We start from the raw sequence: 17541 nt of genomic DNA on the forward strand, positions 1-17541 counted from the left end.
AGCTTGCTCGCGATGACGGCGGCACAGTCAACATCTGCATGAACTGAACCACCGCTATCGCGAGCAAGCTCGGCTCCCACGGGGATCGGTATGGATCAGCGCTTCTCCAGCTTATCCGGCAACGGCGCAAACAGTGCCTCGATATCGTCGCTCTGCAGTTTCCAGTCTCCGGCCACGCGTCCGTCCAGCACGCCGGCCGCCAGGTCGGATTTTTCCTTCTGCAGCAGTTGGATCTTCTCTTCCACCGTGCCACGCGCAATCAGTTTGTAGACGAAAACCGGCTTCTCCTGGCCGATGCGATAGGCGCGGTCGGTTGCCTGGTTTTCGGTGGCCGGGTTCCACCACGGGTCATAGTGAATCACCGTGTCGGCCTCGGTCAGGTTCAGGCCTACGCCGCCGGCCTTCAGGCTGATCAGGAAAATCTGCCGCTTGCCGCTTTGGAATTCCTTGACGGGCGTGCGTCGATCCCGGGTCTGGCCGGTCAGGATCGCGTAATCGACGCCGCGCTTTTTCAGCTCATCTTCGATCAGCGACAACATGGAGGTGAACTGGGAAAACAGCAGCACCCGGCGACCTTCTTCAAACAGTTCTTCGAGCATTTCCATCAGGCTGTCGAGCTTGCCGGAGGTGCTGCCCCGGGCGGGCAGGGTTGCATCATTGATCAGGCGCAGGTCGCAGCACACCTGGCGAAGCTTGAGCAGCGCCTCGAGAATGATGATCTGGCTGCGGGCCACGCCTTTGCGGGTGATTTCATCGCGGACTTTCTTGTCCATGGCCAGGCGCATGGTTTCGTAGACGTCCCGCTGGGCATCGCTGAGTTCCACCCAATGGATGATTTCGGTCTTGGGTGGCAATTCTGTCGCCACTTGCTCCTTGGTCCTGCGCAGCAGGAACGGTTTTATCCGGCCGTTGAGGTGTTGCAGGCGTACGTCGCTACCGCGTTTTTCAATCGGTACGCGGTAGTCGCGGTTGAAGCTCTTGACGTCCCCGAGCCAGCCCGGCAGCAGGAAGTGAAACAACGACCACAATTCGCCCAGGTGGTTTTCCAGGGGCGTGCCGGACAGGCACAGTCGCTGCCGGGCATTGAGTTCACGGGCGGCCTGGGCGGCTTTGCTGGTGGGGTTCTTGATGTACTGGGCTTCATCCAGGATCAACACGTGCAGCGGCTGTGCTGCGAGGCGCTCGACATCCTTGGGCAGCAGCGCGTAGGTGGTAAGGACCAGATCGTATTCGGCCAACCGTTCGAAATGTTTCTTGCGCCCGGCGCCATACAGGGCCAGCACCTTGAGCTGCGGCGTGAAGTGGGCTGCCTCGTCGAGCCAGTTGGGGATCAGGCTGGTGGGCATGACCACCATGCACGGTCGGTCGAGGCGTCCGGCGTTTTTTTCGCTGAGAATGTGCGCCAGGGTCTGTAGGGTTTTACCCAAACCCATGTCATCCGCGAGGATGCCACCGACTTCCAGCTGACGCAGCGATTGCATCCAGCTCAAGCCTTCGAGTTGATAGGGTCGCAGTGTCGCGTTCAGGCCTTCTGGCGCGGTGGTGGTGTAATCCTTGATGTCCCGCAGGCGTTGGGCCAGGCCGCGAATGTGTTCGCCACCTTCCCAGCTCAGGGGCATGTCCTGCAACGGGTTCAGGCGCAAGGCGTCCGCGCTGTTCAGACGCAGTTTGGTGGTGCCGGGCTCTTGCAGGTAAAACTCGCCCAGGGTCGCCAGTACCGGTTTCAGCCGGCCGTAGGGCAGGGCCACTTGCTGCGGGCCGAATTCGGAATTCGGGCGGTTGGGCAAGTTGACCAGGATGAGTTCGTCGTCACGGCGTCGGGCCAGGCGTTCCGGGTTGAACAACTCGATGTGCGAACGCATCAGGTTCAGCAGGATCGGCAGCAGGCTCAGGCGTTCGCCGTTGACGATGATCCCCAGCTCCAGGTCGAACCAGTCCCGTTCCGGCGTTTCCTCCACCGTGGCGTACCAGTCGTCCACGGCGGTCAGGTCGAAACCGAAGTCCTCGTCGATCTGCAACTCCCAACCTTGGTCGCGCAGTTTTGGCAGGTCGTTGAGGGTGAACGTCAGCCAGGCGCTGTCATTGACCATTTCGTACAGCTCGCCGGCACTTTCCGGAAGGGCCTTGCTTTGCCGGGTGGCAATCTTGAAGCCGAGGATTCGTAGCTGTTCGCGGTAGGACTGTTCCACATCGGTATGGCGTTTGATCCGCAGTGTCTGTGTTTCCTGGCGAATCAGCACGTCTGTATTGCGCTGGCCGCTGACGTATTCGTCCAGGTAGCTGAAGGACAGGGCGGCGCGGTGCTGAATGTAGCGCTGCATCTTGCCGTTGCGCGGTTCAAAGGCGCTGAATTCGATGCTTGCCAGCCACAGGCGCGGCACCGGTTGCACGTTATCCACCAGCACTTGCGGCGGGGCCTTGGGGCTGCGGTTGTCCAGCACTGCCTGGAGTTTCTCCAGCAACTGCGCGTCTTTCTCGGCGGCGGGGTAGGCCAGGGTTTCCTGGACTTGCAGCAACACCGCTGCGCAGTGCTTGCAGTTGATGCGCACCGGGCAGGAACACGCGGCCTCGAGCAGAATCAGCGTGCCCTTGGCTGACTCCTTAAGGCGAATGGTCTGACGGTAGACGTTGCCGCCAGAGCCTTCGCAACTGGCGGTGATGGTGCTGTCGCCGGCCTCGACGATCCTGACGCGGTTTTCCAGCGCATAACGGCGCCCGCGCTCCAGGCTCTGTTCCTTGAATCGATTGACCCAGGAAGGTGCCAGGGGTTTGCTCAGGGGCGAGGGCATAGGCGCGCCGATCAGTCCGGAATGGTTTCAGGCACCTGCCGTGGCGCGGGCGCGGTCAGCGAGGTGATCTTGATCAGCAAGCCGAGATGGCCGTTGTCGAGGAAGTTCAACTGGCCGTTCTTGGTATGGCTCTGCTGTTTGAGGCGTTCGCTGGCCGTCACCAGGCCGTTGGCGTCGATCTGGTTGATCCAGAAATCGGCATCCACATCGGTGAAGCGGCCCAGTTTCAGTTCCAGGGTGCCCTCGATAGGGAATTGACCAAACTGTTCAGTGCCATCGCTGATGGCGACTTTTCTGCCCTGTTCGCCCAGGTTCTGCTGCCAGGCCTTGTGCATCAAGACTGTGTACTGGCCGCTGGCATTGAGTTTCTCCACGATGGCACCGAGCGCTGGCGTGCGTTGGCTGTTCGCGTCCAGACGCTGTGCGCCGGCGTCCCAGTCCTCTGGTGCAGCGCGGCTGATAATCGCCGGTTCGGCGTTCTGGCGCACCAGAATCATTTCAACCTGATACAGGTCGTCGGCAAACGCCAGGGGAGTGACCAGGGTCATCAACAAGGTCAGTGAGCGAAACAGGCGCATTTGGCGTCCTTCAAGCAGTGGTCGGAGTGAGGCGCTCGAACAGCGCTTCTACGGTATTGAAACGCTCTTCCGGGCGTTCCATGGGCACCATGAATTTGAACATCGTGGCCCCTTCGAACTTGTAGCGTTTGGGCTGGCCCTGGATCAGTTTGATCAACACCAGCGGATCGACCGGGGTCTGGGCCTCGAACTCGATGCGACCGCCGTTGGGGCCGCCGTCGACTTTCTTGATGCCCAGCTGTTCGGCCTTGAGCTTGAGCAGCGTCGTGCGCACCAGGTTCTTGGTCGGTTCCGGCAGCAGGCCGAAGCGGTCGATCATCTCCACTTGCAGGTCCTTGAGGCCTTCCTCGTCGCTGGCCGAGGCGATGCGTTTGTAGAGAATCAGTCGCGCGTGGACATCCGGCAGGTAATCTTCCGGGATCAGCGCCGGCACCCGCAGGTTGATTTCCGGCCCGCCGCCCAGCGGCTGGTCGAGGTTTGGCTGTTCGCCCTTGCGAATCGACTTGACCGCGCGTTCGAGCATCTCCATGTACAAGGTGAAGCCGACGGCCTGGATCTGGCCGCTCTGGCCATCACCCAGCAATTCGCCAGCGCCGCGGATTTCCAGGTCGTTGGTGGCCAGCACGAAACCGGCACCGAGGTCCTGGGTGTTGGCGATGGCCTCCAGGCGTTTTTCCGCATCCGGAGTGATCTGCTGGCGTGGCGGGGTCAACAGGTAGGCGTAGGCCTGGTGGTGACTGCGCCCGACCCGGCCGCGCAACTGGTGCAATTGGGCCAGGCCGAACTTGTCGGCGCGCTCGATGATGATGGTGTTGGCGCTCGGCACGTCGATGCCGGTCTCGATGATGGTCGAGGCAATCAGCACGTTGAAGCGCTTGTGGTAGAAGTCGCTCATCACCTGTTCGAGCTCACGTTCGCGCATCTGCCCATGGCCGATGCCGATGCGAGCTTCCGGCACCAGCTCGGCCAGGTCGGCGGCGCATTTCTCGATGGTCTTCACGTCGTTGTGCAGGTAATAGACCTGGCCACCACGCAGCAACTCACGCAGCAAGGCTTCCTTGATCGTGCTTTTGTTCTGCTCCATGACGAAGGTGCGCACCGACAGGCGCCGGGCCGGCGGTGTGGCGATGATCGACAGGTCGCGCATGCCCGACACCGCCATGTTCAGCGTGCGCGGGATCGGCGTGGCGGTCAGGGTCAGGATGTCGACTTCGCTGCGCAGGGCCTTGAGTTGTTCTTTCTGGCGCACCCCGAAGCGGTGCTCTTCGTCGATGATCACCAATCCCAGGTTTTTGATCTTCACGTCGTCTTGCAGCAATTTGTGCGTGCCGATGACGATGTCGATCTTGCCCTCGGCCAGGTCGGCGACGGCGGCGTTGACTTCCTTGGTGGATTTGAAGCGACTCATCACCTCCACGGTCACCGGCCAGTCGGCGAAACGGTCGCGGAAACTGTTGTAGTGCTGCTGGGCGAGCAGGGTGGTCGGCACCAGGATCGCCACCTGCTTGCCGCCGTGCACGGCAATGAACGCGGCGCGCATCGCCACTTCGGTCTTGCCGAACCCCACGTCGCCGCATACCAGTCGGTCCATCGGCTTGGGCGCGAGCATGTCGGCGCGCACGGCTTCGATGGTGGTTTGCTGGTCGACGGTTTCTTCGAACGGGAAACCGGCGCTGAAGGTTTCGTAGTCGGCTTTCGGGTCGGCGAAGGCGTAACCCTCGCGGGCGGCGCGGCGAGCGTAGATGTCCAGCAGCTCGGCGGCCACGTCGCGCACCTGTTCGGCGGCCTTGCGCTTGGCTTTCTGCCAGGTTTCCGAGCCCAGGCGATGCAGCGGGGCCAAGGCGTCGTCGCTGCCGGTGTAGCGGGCGATCAGGTGCAGGTTCGCCACTGGCACGTAGAGCTTGGCGCCCTCGGCGTATTCCAGTGTGAGGAATTCGGCCGCCTGGTGGTCGATCTCCAGGGTCGCCAGGCCCAGGTAGCGGCCCACACCGTGGTCGATGTGCACCACCGGCGCGCCTTCGCGCAGCTCGGTGAGGTTCTTGATCACCGCATCGTTGGCGGCGTCGGCGCGTTTCTCACGACGGCGGCGCTGCATGACACGTTGGCCGAACAGCGGGCTCTCGGCCACCAATGCCAGGGCCGGGTCATCAAGTACAAGGCCGTCGTTCAATGGCGCGATGGTAATCGCCAGGCGATCCTTGCCGGCGACGAAGTCCGGCCAGTTGTCCACCGTCTTCGGCCGTAGTTTCAGGCGCTCAAGCAACTCCAGCAGCACTTCGCGACGACCTGCGGATTCCGCGGTGAACAATACGCGGCCGGGGAACGTGTCGAGAAAACCAGCCAGCGCCGCCAAGGGTTGCGTGGCCTTGGCTTCGATCGCCAGGTCTGGCAAGGGGCTGGCCGCAAAGCGTTCACGCCCGACCCCGGTCTCCACGTCCTGCTGGCTCGCCACCACTCGTGGCCAGCTCTTGAGGCGGGCGAAGCAGTCTTCCACCGGCAAGAACAGTTCGGCCGGTGGCAATAAAGGACGGGAAGGATCGACGCGACGCTCTTCGTAGCGGTTGCGCACGTCGTTCCAGAAGTTTTCCGCAGCCTGTTCGATGCCCGGCAAGGAAAACACTTGGGTGTCCTGGGGCAGGTAATCGAACAGAGTGGACGTCTCTTCGAAAAACAGTGGCAGGTAGTACTCGATACCGGCGGGAGTAATCCCGCTGCTCAGGTCCTGAAAGATCGGGCAGCGGCGGAAATCCACATCGAAACGCTCACGAAAGCGCGCCTTGAAGCGGGTCACGGCGTCTTTTTGCAGTGGGAATTCCTTGGCCGGCAACAGGCGGACCGACTGTACTTTGTCGATAGAACGCTGATTTTCCGGGTCGAAGGTGCGCAGTGTCTCGATTTCGTCATCGAACAGGTCGATGCGATACGGCAGTTTGCTGCCCATCGGGAACAGGTCGATCAGGGCGCCGCGTACCGCGAACTCGCCGTGCTCGTACACGGTGTCGACGCAACGATAGCCGCTGGCCTCCAGGCGGGTGCGCATCTGTTCGACGTCGAGCTTCTGGCCGATGTCCAGCACCAGGCTGCTGCCGAGCAGGAATTGGGTCGGAGCCAGGCGATGTAGGGCTGTGGTGATCGGCACTACCAAAACGCCATGACTGAGCTCCGGCAGCCGATAAAGGCTGGCGATTCGCTGGGAAATGATGTCCTGGTGAGGTGAAAACAGATCGTAAGGCAGGGTTTCCCAGTCCGGAAAATGCAGCACGGGCAAATCCGGGGCGAAGAAACTCAGCTCCTGTTCCAGCCGCTCGGCGCTTTGGCTGTCGGCGGTCAGCAGCAGGGTGAAACGCTTTGCAGCGCTGGCAGCCTCGGCAATGGCCAGGCTCAGGGCGGCACCGGGCAGGTTGCCCCAGTGCTGTTTACCTGCCGCGGCAGGGAGTAGCGGAAGACGCAGAACGGGCACGGAAGGTTGAGCTCCAGCGTTGCGACAAAGTCGACAATTGTAGCGGGGGAAGGGGGCGGCTGTCAGTCGCAGACTACCGTGACAGACAGGAAAACCACGGTGCGACAGGCGCGCATTGCTCCGCAGTGGACTCGGCGGCATAATGTAGCCCCTTTTTTCAGTCCCTACATGTGGAAGGTTCCCGTGACTCAGAAGCCCGACCAGTGTCTTGGTGAATGGATCGATCGTGAAGCACTCGCAGAAGCGATGATCCCTCTCATCGGTCAGCTCTACCGCAATAACAACGTGGTGAGCTCGATCTATGGCCGCAGCCTGATCAACCAGTCTGTCATCGCGATTCTCAAAGCACATCGCTTTGCCCGCCACCGTCAGTCCGACGACAGCGAATTGTCCGTCCACGAAACTTTCCCCCTGCTCAAGGCGATGAGCGAGCTCAAGCTCGGTGCCGCTTCGGTGGATCTGGGCAAGCTGGCCGTCAAGTACAAGGCCCAGGGTAATGGTCGCACGGCCGAGCAGTTCGTTCGCGAAGAACTCGCCGATGTGGTCGGTCAGCAGAACGTTTCGGCCCGTAAAGGCACTGACGTCGTGCTGTACGGCTTCGGTCGTATCGGTCGTCTGCTGGCGCGCATCCTGATCGAGAAAACCGGTGGTGGCGACGGCCTGCGCCTGCGCGCCATCGTGGTGCGCAAAGGCGCCGAGAATGACCTGGTCAAACGCGCCAGCCTGCTGCGTCGCGATTCGGTCCACGGCTCGTTCAACGGCACCATCATCATCGACGAAGAAAACAACACCATCCTCGCCAACGGCAACCTGATCCAGGTGATCTACGCGAAGAACCCGACCGAGGTGGATTACACCCAGTACGGTATCAAGGACGCCCTGCTGGTGGACAACACTGGCGTATGGCGTGATGCCGAAGGCCTGGGCCAGCACCTGTCCTGCCCGGGTATCGACCGCGTTGTCCTGACCGCGCCTGGCAAGGGCAAGCTGAAGAACATCGTTCACGGTATCAACCACGGCGAAATCACCGCTGACGACAAGATTGTCTCCGCCGCTTCCTGCACCACCAACGCCATCGTGCCGGTGCTCAAGGCTGTGAACGACAAGTTCGGCATCGTCAACGGTCACGTTGAAACGGTTCACTCGTACACCAACGACCAGAACCTGATCGACAACTTCCACAAGGGCGACCGCCGTGGCCGCAGCGCCGCGCTGAACATGGTGATCACCGAGACCGGTGCCGCCACCGCCGCTGCCAAGGCCCTACCTGAGTTGGCGGGCAAGCTGACGGGTAACGCGATCCGTGTGCCGACGCCAAACGTGTCGATGGCTATCCTCAACCTGAACCTTGAGAAAGCCACCACCCGCGAAGAGATGAACGAGTACCTGCGCTACATGGCGCTGCACTCCGACCTGCACAAGCAGATCGACTTCGTTAACTCGCAGGAAGTGGTTTCCACTGACTTCGTGGGCTCGCGTCACGCCGGTGTGGTCGATGCTGAAGCCACCATCTGCAACGATAACCGCGTTGTGTTGTACGTCTGGTACGACAACGAATTCGGTTACAGCTGCCAGGTGGTTCGCGTGATGGAAGACATGGCCGGTGTAAACCCGCCAGCATTCCCACGCTAAGCTTTAGCCGCAAATGAAAAACGCCCCGACTTGTCGGGGCGTTTTTTTGTCTGGGTTTTTGTGGTGACTGGGTGGGCCTTATCGCGAGCAAGCTCGCTCCCACAGGGTATGCGCGGTCAACTGTGGGAGCGAGCTTGCTCGCGATAGCGATCTATCAAGCGCCGCCGACCACCGAGGCCTGTGCTGTACGCAGCGCATGTCGATTACCCTTGAACAGCACCAAGGTCGCAATCAACCCCAGCACCGCTGCGCCACTGAGCCAGATCCCCGGCGCTGCCTTGTTATCCAATACATGAATCAGGTAAGTGCAGGCCGCCGGGGTAAATCCACCAAAGGTCGCCGTCGCCAGGCTGTAGGCCAGGGAGAAGCCGGTGGTGCGCACTTCGACCGGCATGATTTCCGTCAAGGCCACCACCATGGCACCGTTGTACGATCCATACAGGAACGATAGCCACAGTTCGACGATCAGCAGATGGCTGAAGCTGGGGTTCATCACCAGCCAGGACAGTGCCGGATACGCGGTGAGGATTGCCAGGATAGTTGCGCCGAGGAGTAAGGGCTTGCGTCCGATTTTGTCGGAAAATGCCCCCATCACCGGCAGCCAGAAAAAGTTCGACAAGCCGATGCACACTGTGACCAGCAACGCGTCCAGGTCCGACAGGTTCAACTCGGCCTTGCCGAAGGTCGGCGTGTATGCGGTGATCAGGTAGAACGACACCGTGGTCATCACCACCAGCGCCATGCCAGCCAAGACGATGCCAAAGTTCTGACCGATGGAACGGACAATTTCCGACAGGGTAGGGCGATGTTTTCTTGCCTGGAATTCAGGTGTTTCCTCTAATGAACGACGGATCACGAATATCGCCGGCACGATCATGCAACCCACCAGGAACGGTACGCGCCAGCCCCAGTCGCCCATCTCCTGAGGACTCAGCCAGTGATTGAGGCCCACCCCCAGCAGGCCGGCAAATACCACGGCGGCCTGTTGGCTGGCCGATTGCCAACTGACAAAGAAACCCTTGCGTCCCGGCGTGGAAATTTCCGCCAGGTACACCGAAACACCGCCCAGCTCCACACCGGCGGAGAAGCCTTGCAGCAGCCGACCCAGCAGCACCAGCAGTGGTGCGGCCACGCCCAGGCTGGCGTAGCCCGGCACGCAGGCGATCAGTATGGTGCCCATGGCCATCAGCGCCAGGGTAATGATCAAGCCTTTGCGGCGACCGTGACGGTCGATGTAGGCACCGAGGAAAATCGCCCCCAGGGGGCGCATCAGGAACCCGGCACCGAACGTGGCCAGGGACAACATCAGCGAGGCGAAAGCACTGTCGGTGGGGAAGAACGTCTTGGCGATGGCCGTGGCGTAGAAGCCATAGACCATGAAGTCGAACATCTCCAGGAAGTTGCCGCTGACAACGCGAAAGATCGCCTTGCCGTTGCTCGTGGTGGAAGGCATAGGTAGGTACTCACTCTGACAATCTTGTATGAAAGCGCTGCACTTTCTGTGGGAGCGAGCCTGTTCACGATAGCGTCGGATCAATCGGCATAGCGATTGGCTGACGCGCCGCCATCGTGAGCAGGCTCGCTCCCACAGTTTTTTGTGTCTGGACTGACTGGCGCTGAAGCCCATAATGGCTGGCGCGGTTTTGAGGGGAGATGAAGATTTGTTAACTGGACGATGGATTGCGCTTGTGGTGCTGGTCAGTGTGTTGTCCGGATGTGGCAACGACGGCACCCTGGAGCGCTTCGACGGTCCGACCATGGGCAGTCACTATTCGATTCAGTACGTCAGGCATTCCGCTACACCTGGACCGAAAGCGGTACAGATCGAGGTGGAAAGCATCCTCGCCGACGTGGATCGGCAATTCTCGACCTATCGCAGCGATTCGGACATTGAGCGTTTCAATGCGTTGCCGGCCAATAGCTGCCAGATCATGCCTGGCCCTGTTCTGGAATTGGTCCGTGTGGGTGAACAGTTGTCCTCACAAAGCGGCGGCTCCTTCGATCTGACGGTGGAGCCGCTATTGAACCTGTGGGGCTTCGGTCCCCAGTCCCGAGAAGAGAAAGTACCGACCGCAGAATCCCTGGCCCTGGCGCGCCAGCGCGTCGGGCACAGTCATTTGCGCATCGACGGCGACCGGTTGTGCAAGGACGCCGCAGTGGAGGTCGACTTCAACAGTATCGCCGCAGGCTATGCCGTCGACCGCATCGCCGCCAGGCTCCAGGGCTTGGGCATCGACAGCTACCTGGCCGAAGCCACTGGCGAGCTCAAGGCTGTCGGGCGCAAACCCGATGGTTCGGCCTGGCGCATTGCCCTGGAGGAGCCACGGGACGACCGGCAAGTGGCCGAGCGAGTCATCGAGGTCAATGGCTACGGGGTTTCGACGTCCGGTGATTACCGTCGTTATTTCGAGCAGGATGGCGTGCGCTATTCCCACGCCTTCGATGCGCGCACCGGTGCGCCGGTCCTACACAACCTGGCGTCAGTCACAGTGATTCATCCTTCGGCGTTGATGGCCGATGGACTATCGACGCTGTTGCTGATTCTCGGCCCTGAACGGGGTTGGGACTATGCCCAGGAACATGGCATCGGGGTATTTTTCGTGCTGCGTGATGGCGATCGGTATGTCACCCGTACCAACGATATGTTTGAACGGATGAGCAACGGAAAAAGCCAATGATGACAGTGTTACGAAAGCGTACCTGTGGCGAAATAGCGCAGGCAAAACTAGCCTCCGACGCGACCAAGGGGTAATGTGCGCGGCGTTGACGCTTCTATAGACTGTGGCCGGGCTCGTGAACCGGCCCCAAATTGTTCCTTCATGCCGCAAGCCGGCATGATTTAGCCGTCGGTGCCAAGTGAGGCGCCACGGCCTGTTCTGAGGAGTACGCATGGCTGTCTACAACTACGACGTGGTGGTACTGGGTTCCGGCCCGGCGGGTGAAGGCGCGGCAATGAACGCCGCCAAGGCTGGGCGCAAGGTGGCGATGGTCGACAGCCGTCGGCAGGTCGGCGGCAACTGCACTCACTTGGGCACCATCCCGTCCAAGGCCTTGCGTCACTCGGTCCGGCAGATCATGCAGTTCAACACCAACCCGATGTTCCGGGCCATCGGCGAGCCGCGCTGGTTCTCCTTCCCGGACGTGCTCAAGAGCGCCGAGAAGGTGATCTCCAAGCAGGTCGCCTCGCGCACTGGCTACTACGCCCGCAATCGCGTTGACGTGTTCTTTGGCACTGGCAGCTTTGCCGATGAGCAGACCGTCGAAGTGGTCTGCGGCAACGGCGTGGTCGAGAAACTGGTAGCCAAGCACATCATCATCGCTACCGGCTCGCGCCCGTATCGCCCGGCTGACATCGATTTCAACCACGCCCGTATCTACGATAGCGACACCATCCTGAGCCTGGGCCACACCCCGCGCAAACTCATCGTCTACGGCGCTGGCGTGATCGGTTGCGAATACGCCTCGATCTTCAGCGGCTTGGGTGTGCTGGTGGAACTGGTGGATAACCGCGGCCAGTTGCTGAGCTTCCTGGACTCGGAAATTTCCCAGGCCCTGAGTTATCACTTCAGCAACAACAACATCACGGTTCGCCACAACGAAGACTACGACCGCGTCGAAGGTGTGGACAACGGCGTGATCCTGCACCTCAAGTCCGGCAAGAAGATCAAGGCCGACGCCTTGCTCTGGTGCAACGGCCGCACGGGCAACACTGACGCCCTGGGCCTGGAAAACATCGGCGTGAAGGTCAACAGTCGTGGCCAGATCGAAGTCGACGAGAACTACCGCACTTGCGTGCCGAACATCTACGGTGCCGGTGATGTGATTGGCTGGCCGAGCTTGGCCAGTGCCGCACACGACCAGGGCCGTTCGGCCGCCGGCAGCATCGTCGATAATGGCAGCTGGCGTTTCGTCAATGACGTGCCAACCGGTATCTACACCATTCCGGAGATCAGCTCGATCGGTAAGAACGAGCAGGAACTGACCCAGGCCAAGGTGCCTTATGAAGTGGGCAAGGCCTTCTTCAAGAGCATGGCGCGGGCACAGATCGCCGGTGAGCCGCAAGGCATGCTGAAGATCCTGTTCCACCGCGAGACCCTGGAGGTGCTGGGTGTGCACTGCTTCGGCTACCAGGCCTCGGAGATCGTTCACATTGGCCAGGCGATCATGAACCAGCCGGGTGAGTTGAACACGCTGAAGTACTTCGTCAACACCACGTTCAACTACCCGACCATGGCCGAGGCCTATCGGGTAGCGGCCTATGACGGGCTCAACCGGCTTTTTTGAGCGGCTCCGGCCGGTGGCCTGAGCCGGCCGGGGAGACCGATTTCAGCAATTCTCGAGCGTGGCAGTGGCCAAACCGGGAAAGTCTGTAATCAGGCTGTCAGCGCCAAAGTCGGCGAGCCTGCGCATCAGCGCGGGCTCGTTGACGGTCCACACCGACACATGCAGCCCCTGGCGCTGGGCCTTGACCAGGCGTTCGGGTGTGCACAGCGTCCAGTTCAGCGCCAGAATCTCACAGCCATAGCTCTGGGCCACCTTCAGCGGGTCGAGCCAGGCGTATTCGGCCACCAGACCGCGTGAGATGTCCGGCGTCAGGTCCAGGGCCGCCTTGAGCACTTCCCTGGAGCTGGAAGTGATGGTGATTCTGTCCAGCAGCCCGAAACGCTGGGCCATTTCACGGATCCCCAGTACGGTGGCTGCGGCACGGGTACGTGAAGCGCTTTTGACTTCCAGTTGCCAGTGCTCGAAATCACACTTTTCGAACAGCTCTTCCAGGCGTGGGATCGGGCACGGCTTGATCCAGCCCGGGCCGCCCTTGCGCGCATCGTAGGTCACCAGTTCGGCGGCGGTGTGCTCGACCACCTTGCCCCGGCGATCGGTGGTGCGCTTGAGGGTCGGGTCGTGGATCACCATCAACTCGCCGTCCATGGACAGGTGCAGGTCCAACTCGCAACGGCGCACGCCGTGCTTGAGGCACTCCTGAAAGCCGGTCAGGGTGTTTTCCGGTGCTTCGCCCTTGGCGCCGCGGTGGCCATAAATGAGGGTCACGGTTCTTCCTTATTGATACCTGATTCGTTCTGTTCCCGGGCCAGGCGACGTTCTTGCGCCTGTTTCTGCAGGATGTAGCGGGCCAGTAGCTGACGCTGGGCGTCGGTCGGGCGCTCGAACTCGGTGCCCACGTCGCAGCCGTCGCCCTTGGGATCGCAGTGGGTGACACGTGCCCGAAGCAGCAAGCCCAGGGCTTGCGGCATCAGCACCAGCTTGATCGACAGGTGCGCGCCCACAGCGATAGGGGTGGGGGACTGGAAGTCGATGCCGCCTTCGGAAATGATCACCGGTTGCGGTTTGCCGATTTCACCGAGCACCGTGAGGGCAATGACCTGGCTGAGCAGGTCGATGCGTTTGTTCATCGCCTTGAGGTACGCCGCGATGCTGCGTTCGCGCTCGCTGATCTGGCGCAGCAGGTGCTGTGACTCGAATTCGCTCAGGTGCAGTTCACTGAGCAGATTGAACAGTGGAGAAGCATCCTGCAACACTTCCTGGCCAGCAGCTTCAGGAATGGAGAGGGGCCGAATTTCCAGTGCGATCGTGTCCTCGATACGGTAGTATTCGCGGCGATCTTCTTCATCTAATGTCGACATGGCGAACCCATGGTAGCGGCGGTGGTCTGAGTGTAAAGCTGGTTTGTGACCCCCGCCACAAGGACGTTCCTTTTCCCTCCGAACAAGCCCCGACATGTTCAGACCTCTCTTCGTATTTATCGGCACGCGTTATACCCGTGCAAAACGTCGCAATCATTTTGTATCGTTCATTTCCCTGACTTCCATCATCGGACTGGCCCTTGGCGTGGTCGTGATGATCGTCGTGCTTTCGGTGATGAACGGCTTCGATCATGAGATGCGCACCCGCGTGCTGGGCATGGTGCCCCACGCGACCCTCGAATCCGGCGAAGCCATCAGCGACTGGCCGAGCCTGGCCGCCAAGGTCAAGCAGAACCCGCAGGTGCTGGCCGTTGCGCCGTTCACCCAGATGCAGGGGCTGCTGACCAACAACGGCAAGGTTTCCAAGGTCTTGCTCAATGGCATCGATCCTGCGCTCGAGCGGCAGGTGTCGATCATCGACAACTTCATGCAGCAGGGAAAACTCGATGACTTGACGCCAGGCAGCTTCGGCATCGTCATCGGTGACAAGGCCGCGGCCAAGCTCGGCGTGGCCATCGGTGACAAGCTGACCTTCGTTGCCCCGGAAGTCACCGTGACCCCGGGCGGCATGTTTCCGCGCATGAAACGCTTTACCGTGGTCGGCATTTTTCATGTCGGTGCCGGCGAGCTGGACGGTTACCTGGGCGTCACCAACCTCCAGGACCTGGCGCGGCTGCATCGCTGGAAGCCGGATCAGGTCCAAGGCCTGCGGTTGAAGTTCGACGACCTGTTCCAGGCACCGCGCGTCGCCTGGACCCTCGCCCAGCAGCTCGGCGAAGACCGCTACTACGCCCGGGACTGGACCCGTACCCACGGCAACCTGTACCAGGCGATCCGTATGGAAAAAGCCATGATTGGCCTGCTGCTGTTGCTGATCGTCGCCGTCGCGGCGTTCAACATCATCTCCACGCTGGTGATGGTGGTGAACGACAAGAAAGGCGACATCGCCATCTTGCGCACCCTCGGTGCCACGCCGGGGCAGATCATGCGGATCTTCATGGTCCAGGGCACGGTCATTGGTGTGATCGGTACGTTCGTCGGCGCCTTGGTCGGGATGTTCGCCGCGCTGAACGTCAGCGCTGCGATTGCCGCTCTCGAAGGCCTGATCGGGCACAAGTTTCTCAACGCCGACGTGTATTTCATCGACTACCTGCCGTCGCAATTGCAGGCCGATGACGTGTTGATGGTCTGCGGCGCCGCGTTGGTCCTGAGTTTCCTCGCCACCCTGTATCCAGCCTGGCGTGCCGCGCGCACCCAGCCTGCGGAGGCGTTACGTTATGAGTGAGTCGGGCATGAGTGAAAAAGCTATCTTGAGTTGCCGCAACCTGGGCAAATCCTACGAGGAAGGCCCTGAGTCGGTGGTGGTGTTGTCGGGCCTGCAACTGGAGTTGCATCCTGGCGAGCGCGTGGCGATTGTCGGCACCTCGGGGTCAGGCAAGAGTACCTTGCTCAACCTGCTGGGTGGCCTCGATACACCGACCGCCGGCAGTGTCTGGCTGGCGGGCGAAGAACTGTCGGCACTGAATGAGAAGGCCCGCGGTCTGCTGCGCAACCGGTCCCTGGGCTTTGTGTACCAGTTCCACCACTTGCTGCCTGAGTTCACTGCACTGGAAAACGTCTGCATGCCGCTGTTGATCGGCCGCACCGCGATTCCTGAAGCCCGTCAGCGCGCCACGGCGTTGCTGGAGCGGGTAGGGCTGGGCCATCGCCTGGAGCACAAGCCGGCGGAACTGTCCGGTGGTGAGCGCCAGCGCGTGGCGATTGCCCGGGCCCTGGTGAACAAGCCTGGCTTGGTGATGCTCGACGAGCCGACCGGCAACCTCGACTCCCACACCGCCCAAGGCATCCAGGATTTGATGCTGGAACTCAGCACCTCGATGCGCACCGCGTTCCTGGTGGTGACCCACGATATGAACCTGGCCCGGCAGATGGACCGCGTCCTGCACTTGCAGGAAGGTTGCCTGACGCCCATCTGACCGACCGAAACCCGGCGCTTGCTACACGCGCCGGGTCTTTTATTTTTATACGGTGCCCCGCGAATGTTCAGACCGTTATCGATCTTTATCGGCACGCGCTATACCCGCGCCAAGCGCCGCAATCGCTTTGTTTCGTTCATCTCCATGACCTCGATGATCGGCCTCGCCCTGGGTGTGCTGGCGATGATCGTGGTGCTGTCGGTGATGAATGGCTTCCAGCGCGAAATGAGTTCGCGCATCCTCGGCATGGTGCCCCATGCCACTATCGTTGGCGTCAATCCGATCGACGATTGGCAGCCGGTGGCCGCCGCAGCGCTGAAAAACCCCGAAGTAACCGCCGCCGTCCCGTTCACCGAGATGGAAGGCATGCTTAGTCATAAGGGTTCGATGCAGCCGATCCAGATCAGCGGTGTCGACCCTGCCCAGGAAGGCAAGGTGTCCATCGTCGCCCAGCACATCGTCCAGGGGCGTCTCGATGCCTTGAAACCGGGCGAATTTGGCGTGGTGATCGGTGAAATCACTGCTCGACGCTTTCGTCTGAACGTCGGCGACAAAATCACCCTGATCGTGCCGGAAGTCAGCACCGCGCCGGGTGGTATCACCCCGCGGATGCAGCGACTGAATGTCGTGGGCGTGTTCAAGGTAGGCGCCGAGCTGGATGGCTCCATGGCCCTGATCCACCTTGCCGATGCCGCGCAGATGCAGCATTGGCAGCCTAACCAGGTGCAGAGCGTGCGCCTGGCGGTCAAAGACCTGTACGCGGCGCCGAAGGTTTCCGGTGACATTGCCACGAGCCTTGGCGCGAACTTCAAGGCCGATGACTGGACCCATACCCAGGGCAGCCTGTTCAGTGCCATGAAAATGGAAAAAACCATGATCGGTTTGCTGCTGTTGATGATCGTCGCGGTGGCGGCGTTCAACATCATCGCCACCCTGATCATGGTGGTGAACGACAAGGGCGCGGATATTGCGATCTTGCGTACCATTGGCGCCACGCCGCGGCAGATCATGGCAATCTTCATGGTTCAAGGCACGGTGATCGGTGTCGTCGGCACGCTGATCGGCGGCGTCCTGGGGGTGATTGCGGCATTGAATGTCAGTGATCTGGTGGGCTGGCTGGAGAGAGTGAGCGGCCAGCACATCTTCAGTTCCGACGTGTACTTCGTCAGCAACCTGCCGTCGGAGCTTCAGCGCGGCGATGTGCTGCTGATCTGTTCCGCTGGCTTCATCCTGAGTTTCCTCGCCACCGTCTATCCGGCGTGGCGTGCGGCGAAGATCGAGCCGGCGCAGGCGTTGCGTTATTCCTGAGCAACTACACAATGGGTTTGCTGAGCCACTGCAAGCTCTCTGGCAAGTGGCGATTGCCCCTGTGGCGAGGGAGCTTGCTTCCTCGCCACAGGGGCT

Annotated in this window: 12 protein-coding genes; 6 read left to right on the plus strand and 6 right to left on the minus strand. The window is 61.0% G+C overall.

What is annotated here, in order from left to right; all coding sequences use genetic code 11:
* Positions 1–95: 95 nt before the first annotated feature.
* From J9870_RS09640 to mfd, 3 genes are read right to left on the minus strand one after another with little or no spacing between them, the layout of a single operon-like run.
* A complete protein-coding gene (locus J9870_RS09640) occupies positions 96–2789 on the minus strand; it encodes a DEAD/DEAH box helicase (protein WP_210643679.1) in 2694 nt (897 codons plus the stop codon).
* A gap of 11 nt (positions 2790–2800) precedes the next feature.
* Complete coding sequence (locus tag J9870_RS09645; protein WP_210643680.1) at positions 2801–3367, minus strand: CsiV family protein; 567 nt, start codon at positions 3365–3367, stop codon at positions 2801–2803.
* 10 nt (positions 3368–3377) lie between these two features.
* On the minus strand, positions 3378–6827 hold the full coding sequence (mfd, locus tag J9870_RS09650) for a transcription-repair coupling factor (RefSeq protein WP_210643681.1): 3450 nt from the start codon (positions 6825–6827) through the stop codon (positions 3378–3380).
* Positions 6828–6995: 168 nt separating this feature from the next.
* Here mfd and J9870_RS09655 point away from each other — a divergent pair, with 168 nt between their 5' ends.
* Positions 6996–8459 (plus strand): glyceraldehyde-3-phosphate dehydrogenase, encoded by a 1464-nt coding sequence (locus J9870_RS09655; protein WP_210643682.1) that lies wholly within the window; start codon positions 6996–6998, stop codon positions 8457–8459.
* A 154-nt stretch (positions 8460–8613) separates the two neighbouring features.
* Here the strand turns inward: J9870_RS09655 and J9870_RS09660 are convergent, their stop codons facing one another.
* Positions 8614–9912, minus strand: a complete 1299-nt coding sequence (locus J9870_RS09660; protein WP_210643683.1) for an MFS transporter — start codon at positions 9910–9912, stop codon at positions 8614–8616.
* 235 nt (positions 9913–10147) lie between these two features.
* Between J9870_RS09660 and J9870_RS09665 the strand changes: the two genes are divergently transcribed.
* Together J9870_RS09665 and sthA are read left to right on the plus strand one after the other, a co-directional pair.
* Positions 10148–11137, plus strand: coding sequence for an FAD:protein FMN transferase (locus J9870_RS09665; RefSeq protein ID WP_246883094.1), 990 nt, complete (start codon positions 10148–10150; stop codon positions 11135–11137).
* 211 nt (positions 11138–11348) lie between these two features.
* Positions 11349–12743 carry a Si-specific NAD(P)(+) transhydrogenase gene (sthA, locus tag J9870_RS09670; RefSeq protein ID WP_041020652.1) on the plus strand — a complete coding sequence of 465 codons (1395 nt, stop codon included), beginning with the start codon at positions 11349–11351 and terminating at the stop codon, positions 12741–12743.
* A 42-nt stretch (positions 12744–12785) separates the two neighbouring features.
* Here sthA and J9870_RS09675 read toward each other — a convergent pair whose 3' ends face one another.
* Both J9870_RS09675 and J9870_RS09680 read right to left on the minus strand, forming a co-directional pair.
* Positions 12786–13508 carry a glycerophosphodiester phosphodiesterase family protein gene (locus J9870_RS09675; RefSeq protein ID WP_210643685.1) on the minus strand — a complete coding sequence of 241 codons (723 nt, stop codon included), beginning with the start codon at positions 13506–13508 and terminating at the stop codon, positions 12786–12788.
* On the minus strand, positions 13505–14101 hold the full coding sequence (locus tag J9870_RS09680; protein ID WP_210643686.1) for a PilZ domain-containing protein: 597 nt from the start codon (positions 14099–14101) through the stop codon (positions 13505–13507). Before J9870_RS09680 ends, J9870_RS09675 begins: the two co-directional genes overlap by 4 nt.
* Positions 14102–14195: 94 nt before the next feature.
* Between J9870_RS09680 and J9870_RS09685 the strand changes: the two genes are divergently transcribed.
* The 3 genes from J9870_RS09685 to J9870_RS09695 all read left to right on the plus strand — a co-directional run bounded on the left by J9870_RS09685 (position 14196) and on the right by J9870_RS09695 (position 17445).
* Entirely contained in the window at positions 14196–15446 is a 1251-nt protein-coding gene (locus J9870_RS09685; RefSeq protein WP_210643687.1) for a lipoprotein-releasing ABC transporter permease subunit, read from the plus strand.
* A gap of 7 nt (positions 15447–15453) precedes the next feature.
* Positions 15454–16137, plus strand: coding sequence for a lipoprotein-releasing ABC transporter ATP-binding protein LolD (gene lolD / locus J9870_RS09690; protein ID WP_162843734.1), 684 nt, complete (start codon positions 15454–15456; stop codon positions 16135–16137).
* A gap of 63 nt (positions 16138–16200) precedes the next feature.
* The gene (locus tag J9870_RS09695; protein WP_210643688.1) at positions 16201–17445 is read left to right on the plus strand and encodes a lipoprotein-releasing ABC transporter permease subunit; all 1245 of its coding nucleotides are present in this window, start codon (positions 16201–16203) and stop codon (positions 17443–17445) included.
* Positions 17446–17541: the final 96 nt, after the last annotated feature.

Source organism: Pseudomonas sp. Tri1 (genome assembly GCF_017968885.1).
In the GTDB taxonomy this organism is placed as follows: domain Bacteria; phylum Pseudomonadota; class Gammaproteobacteria; order Pseudomonadales; family Pseudomonadaceae; genus Aquipseudomonas.

What these genes read in the sequence shown, in the direction of transcription:
- J9870_RS09685 (WP_210643687.1), top strand. Translation starts at nt 14,196, where the DNA reads ATGTTCAGACCTCTCTTCGTATTTATCGGCACGCGTTATACCCGTGCA.
- lolD (WP_162843734.1), top strand. Translation starts at nt 15,454, where the DNA reads ATGAGTGAAAAAGCTATCTTGAGTTGCCGCAACCTGGGCAAATCCTAC.
- J9870_RS09655 (WP_210643682.1), top strand. Translation starts at nt 6,996, where the DNA reads ATGTGGAAGGTTCCCGTGACTCAGAAGCCCGACCAGTGTCTTGGTGAA.
- sthA (WP_041020652.1), top strand. Translation starts at nt 11,349, where the DNA reads ATGGCTGTCTACAACTACGACGTGGTGGTACTGGGTTCCGGCCCGGCG.
- J9870_RS09660 (WP_210643683.1), bottom strand. Translation starts at nt 9,912, where the DNA reads ATGCCTTCCACCACGAGCAACGGCAAGGCGATCTTTCGCGTTGTCAGC.
- J9870_RS09645 (WP_210643680.1), bottom strand. Translation starts at nt 3,367, where the DNA reads ATGCGCCTGTTTCGCTCACTGACCTTGTTGATGACCCTGGTCACTCCC.
- J9870_RS09680 (WP_210643686.1), bottom strand. Translation starts at nt 14,101, where the DNA reads ATGTCGACATTAGATGAAGAAGATCGCCGCGAATACTACCGTATCGAG.
- J9870_RS09640 (WP_210643679.1), bottom strand. Translation starts at nt 2,789, where the DNA reads ATGCCCTCGCCCCTGAGCAAACCCCTGGCACCTTCCTGGGTCAATCGA.
- J9870_RS09695 (WP_210643688.1), top strand. Translation starts at nt 16,201, where the DNA reads ATGTTCAGACCGTTATCGATCTTTATCGGCACGCGCTATACCCGCGCC.